Source organism: Mycolicibacterium arseniciresistens, assembly GCF_030519285.1.
Taxonomy (GTDB): Bacteria; Actinomycetota; Actinomycetes; order Mycobacteriales; family Mycobacteriaceae; genus Mycobacterium; species Mycobacterium arseniciresistens.
In genome coordinates, this window is record NZ_JAUMSQ010000427.1 from 1 (window position 1) to 4,451 (window position 4,451).

Genomic DNA, 4,451 nt, shown 5'->3' on the forward strand with positions numbered 1-4,451 from the left:
TCGACACCGGCCAGCGGCGGTGCGGGCGAACCGGCCGGCGGCAGCAGCGTCAGGTAGTCGACGAACAGCACGGTGGCGCGCGGCGAACGTTCGCGGACGGCCTGCCCGACCCGCTGCAGCGAATCGGCGACCAGCACCAGGGCGCGGTCGCGCGCCGTCGGGTCGAGCAGGTCGAGGATCCGGCCGCCGAGCAGCGGCAGTGAGCGGGTGAACCGCGGCAGCGCGGCGACGGTCAGCAGCGGCACGTAGCCGGCGTCGTTGCCGCCGATCGTCACGGTCACCAGGCGCTCGTCACCGTCGAGCGCCTCGATCTGCGGCGGCACGCCGTTCTGCCGCTCGTCGAGCACGTCGGCGGTGGTGGCGCCGGAGTAGGTGACGTCGACCAGCTCGAGATCGAGCGCCGCGGCCACCAGGTGGGGGTAGTTGCGTGCCGACCGGCCGGCCCGGAACGGCGCCCCGTCGGCCGACGGGCGGATACCCGGCCCCGCGGCCATCGAACTGCCGAGCGCGACGTAGCGGCCGTTCACAGCGACGGGCTCGACGCCTGCGCCCAGAACCGCTTGGGGATCCGGCCTGCCAGCCGGGCGAGGTGTCCGGCCGTGACGGCGGCGGCCATCGCGGCGGCCATAAGCGCCGGGTCGGTGGCGCGGGTGACGGCGGTCGCCAGCAGCACGGCGTCGCAGCCAAGTTCCATCGCCATGGCCGCGTCGCTGGCGGTGCCGATCCCCGCGTCCAGGATCACCGGGACGCCGGCCTGCTCGACGATCATCGCGATGTTGTGCGGATTGGCGATGCCCAGACCGGTGCCGATCGGGGAACCCAGCGGCATCACCGCGGCGCAGCCGGTGTCCTCCAGCCGCCGCGCCAATACGGGATCGTCGTTGGTGTACGGCAGCACGGTGAAGCCGTCGTCGACGAGTTGCTCTGCGGCGCGGACCAATTCGATCGCATCGGGCAGCAGGGTGCGCTCGTCGGCGATCACCTCGAGCTTCACCCAGTCGGTGCCGAGCGCCTCACGCGCAAGTTGTGCCGTGAGCACCGCCTCGGCGGCGCCGCGGCAGCCCGCGGTGTTCGGCAGCGGCGTGATGCCCAGCCGGTTCAGCAGGTCGAGCACGCCGGTGCCGCTCTCGGCGTCCACCCGCCGCATCGCCACCGTCGTCAGCTCGGTGCCCGACGCGACCAGCGCCTGCTCGAGCACCGCCAGGTTGGCCGCGCCGCCGGTGCCGAGGATGAGCCGGGAGCCGAACTCCCTACCCGCGATCGTCAACTTGCCCGCATCAGCCACCCTGCACCGCCGTCACCACGTCCACCCTCGCGCCGTCGGCCAGCGGGGTCTCCCACTCCGACCGCGGGAGCACCGACCAGTCCACCGCCACCGCGATGCCCTTGTCCGGGAAGCCCATCCGATCGAGCAGGTCGGCCACCGTGGGCCGGCCGTCCAGGTCGACGTCCTCGTTGTTCACCGTGACTCTCATGCCCTCACCCCTGCCATGACGTTCAATTCGGCCGCGACGCGTTCGGCGGTCCACGGTGCGAGCAGGAATCCGCTTCGGCCGTGGCCTGCCGCCACCATCGTGCGCTCGTCGAGGCGCTCGACGATCGGCACCCCGTCGGGCGTCATCGGCCGGAGCCCGGCCGCGCACTCGGCGAGCTCGTACTCCCCCAGCGCAGGCACCACCGCACACGCGTCGTCGAGCAGTTCGCGCACCCCGGCGACGGCGGGCGCGGTGTCGCGACCGTGTTCGTACTGGGTGGCGCCGACCACCACCCCGTCGCCGCGCGGCACCAGGTAGACCGGCCGTCCGTGCACCCGGGCCCGGATCACCCGCTGCGGCACCGGCATACATCCGCGCCGCCACCGCAATCGCAGCACCTCACCCTTCACCGGCCGGATCGGCAGCCCGGGCCACAGGGTGGGCGCGTCGATGCCGTTGGCGATCACCCGCACGTCGGCGCCGACGTCGGACAGCTGGTCGACCGGGCCCTCCCACCGGACCCCGAGCCGGTCACAGTGCGCGGCCAGCGCGTCGACCACCAACCGGTTGTCCACCGCCAGTTCGGTTCCCGCGACGAAGCCGTGCCTGATGCCCTGCGCCAGCAGCGGTTCGATCTCGCGTGCGGACGTGGTCGGGGTGACCGGGTGCCCCTGCTCGGCCAGGAACTGAGCCACGGTCCGCAGGTCCGACGCGTCGGCGCGGTCGACGGCCACCACCAGCGACTCCCGTGCCGTCACCACGCCGTCCGGCATCCCGTCGAGGAAGCCCTCGTGCCACAGTCGCAGCGACTCCAGGCCGATCTGCAGCAGCCGCTCCTCACCGGGCCAGCCCTCGCTGTGCGGGGCGAGCATGCCGCCGGCGACCCACGACGCGCCGTGCGCGTCGGCCCGGTGCACCGAGACCTGCCAGCCGTCGAGCGCGGCGCGGCGCGCGACGGCCAGGCCGATGACGCCGCCACCGATGACGGCGAGTGATCCCTGAGGCATTGCTGCTCCCTTCGCCGGCATGATCCGGATCAGGTCCGACGGTAAGGGCGGCGCGCACCCACTCTCAGTCCCCGGTGCCGGGACTCCCGTGTCGAGCCTCCAGACTACCCGGCGGCGACCTCCTCAACCGGAACGCGCCTCGTCTGAGCGGATGGCCGCCGCCGGGGCGCCAGCACCCGCAGCGCAACGTTCGGGCGCATCAGCGCAGGCGGCGGGTCGAGGAAGCCGACCACCCGCAGGAACTGCGCGGCGACCTCCGGGTCGTACTCCGCGACGTTCTGCAACCGCTCGACGTACCGGCCGGTCAGCCTCATCGACAGCGGCAGGCGCCCCTCGATCCCGGGGAGCCGCAGATCGGAGCCGACCGCGAACTGCCAGGCCACGCCGATCGGTTTGGCCGCGGCCCGGAAGTAGCGGCGGGCCAGATCGTCGTCTCCGCGGCGCAAACACCCCCGCAGGGCCAGCGCTTGCAGCGCGGCGACCGTCATGCCCTGGCCGTAGATCGGGTTGAAGCTGCACATCGCATCGCCGATGACCACCAGGCCGGCGGGGAAGCGCCGCATCCTGTCGTAGCGACGCCACCGGCTCTCGGGGTAACGGAAGCGGCACACGTCGGTCAGCGGCTCGGCGGCCCGGACGGCGGACAGGATGTGGTCGGGCACCAGGCCGGTCGCGAAGTCGACCATCTCGGACAGCTCACCGGGCGGCTCATGGCCCGCCATGCCGAAGACGGTGAACATCCACGCGTCGTGCTCGTATCCGAACAGCGCCATCCCGGTCGGACGACCCGGCGTCGGGCTCACCAGGGCGAGCATCTCCCGCAGGGTTCCCGGCGGGATTCTGAGGAGTTGGCTGGAGTACACCAGGCGCACGGCGACGCTCTGCTCGACCGGCCGCCCGTATCCGAGGCTCTCGAGGAACGCCGGTGTGCGCGCCCCGCGGCCGGAGGCGTCGACCACCAGATCGGCTGTCAGGGCGGCCTCGGCGCCGGAGCCATGGGCGCGTACCCGTACCCCGGTCACCCGGTCGCCCTCGCTGGACGTTGTGAACCCCTCGATGTCGTGGCCGTCGAGCACGGTCACACTGGCCATCGCCTGCAGGCGCTGCCGCACCAGACCTTCCAGCAGTGGACGGCTCGGTACGAACAGCGGCGGGACGCCGGGCAGTGCTCCGCTGCGGATGCCCTCGTGGTCCGCGAGATGCGTGTACGCCCGGGACATGTCCCGGTAGTCGAATGCGGGCACCTCGGCGGCGACGAGATCGGCGGTGAACTCCGGGAACAGCTCGTCGAGGGCGGCTCGGCCCCGCGCGAGCAGGGCGTGCGCATGCCGCCCCTGCGGCACCCCGCGGCGGTTGGCGGTGCCGTCGGGCAGCACGTCGCGCTCCACCACGGTGACGCTGTCGTAGAGGTCGGCGAGCACCCTTGCGGCCAGCAGGCCGCCCATGCTCGCGCCGAGCACCACTGCGCGTCCGCCGATTCTGTCCATGCCGCCACCTGCCTTCACCGGGTTTGACCTGCTCATGGAGCGTCTCCCCGGCTCAGGCGGCCGCCTAGAGTAGTCCGCTACCCGACTTCGGCTAGCGTCGCGATGTGCTCATGCCACGCGAACGTCTGGCCGCCGCCTCGCTGTATCTGTGCACCGACGCCCGCCGCGAGCGCGGTGACCTCGCCGAGTTCGCCGACGCCGCGCTGTCGGGCGGGGTGGACCTCATCCAGCTGCGGGACAAGGGCTCGCCCGGCGAGCAGCGGTTCGGCCCGCTGGAGGCACGCCAGGAGATCGATGCGCTCGCGGTGCTGGGCGAGGCGGCGCGACGGCACGGCGCACTGCTGATGGTCAACGACCGCGCCGACATCGCGCGGGCGGCCGGCGCCGACGGCCTGCACCTCGGCCAGGACGACCTGCCGCTGCTGCTGGCCCGCGACATCCTGCGGCCGGGACCGGTGGTCGGCCGGTCCACCCACGATCTC

General features: G+C 72.9%; 6 protein-coding genes and 1 riboswitch. Of the genes, 1 reads left to right on the forward strand and 5 read right to left on the reverse strand.

The features are described 5' to 3' along the window. The 5 genes from Q2100_RS29790 to Q2100_RS29810 all read right to left on the reverse strand — a co-directional run. Positions 1–494 (reverse strand): SGNH/GDSL hydrolase family protein (locus Q2100_RS29790; protein WP_302916923.1); only part of this gene is annotated, 494 nt, incomplete at its 3' end. 29 nt (positions 495–523) lie between these two features. After that, positions 524–1,285 carry a thiazole synthase gene (thiG, locus tag Q2100_RS29795; protein WP_264013608.1) on the reverse strand — a complete coding sequence of 254 codons (762 nt, stop codon included), beginning with the start codon at positions 1,283–1,285 and terminating at the stop codon, positions 524–526. Continuing rightward, a complete protein-coding gene (gene thiS / locus Q2100_RS29800; RefSeq protein WP_264013607.1) occupies positions 1,278–1,475 on the reverse strand; it encodes a sulfur carrier protein ThiS in 198 nt (65 codons plus the stop codon). The genes thiG and thiS overlap by 8 nt, the downstream gene beginning before the upstream one ends. Then, positions 1,472–2,482 carry a glycine oxidase ThiO gene (gene thiO, locus Q2100_RS29805; RefSeq protein ID WP_302916920.1) on the reverse strand — a complete coding sequence of 337 codons (1,011 nt, stop codon included), beginning with the start codon at positions 2,480–2,482 and terminating at the stop codon, positions 1,472–1,474. The genes thiS and thiO overlap by 4 nt, the downstream gene beginning before the upstream one ends. After that, a riboswitch (TPP riboswitch) is annotated at positions 2,472–2,582 on the reverse strand. (Overlaps the previous gene by 11 nt.) A 4-nt stretch (positions 2,583–2,586) precedes the next feature. Beyond that, positions 2,587–3,969 carry an FAD-dependent oxidoreductase gene (locus Q2100_RS29810; protein WP_302916921.1) on the reverse strand — a complete coding sequence of 461 codons (1,383 nt, stop codon included), beginning with the start codon at positions 3,967–3,969 and terminating at the stop codon, positions 2,587–2,589. A 110-nt stretch (positions 3,970–4,079) separates the two neighbouring features. On the opposite strand from Q2100_RS29810, the gene Q2100_RS29815 reads away from it, so the two are divergent. After that, the coding region (locus Q2100_RS29815; protein ID WP_302916922.1) for a thiamine phosphate synthase at positions 4,080–4,451 on the forward strand (372 nt) is incomplete at its 3' end.

Bases quoted from the DNA above. Each gene is read 5' to 3' on its own strand.
- thiS (WP_264013607.1), bottom strand. From the start codon at position 1,475: ATGAGAGTCACGGTGAACAACGAGGACGTCGACCTGGACGGCCGGCCC.
- thiO (WP_302916920.1), bottom strand. From the start codon at position 2,482: ATGCCTCAGGGATCACTCGCCGTCATCGGTGGCGGCGTCATCGGCCTG.
- Q2100_RS29810 (WP_302916921.1), bottom strand. From the start codon at position 3,969: ATGGACAGAATCGGCGGACGCGCAGTGGTGCTCGGCGCGAGCATGGGC.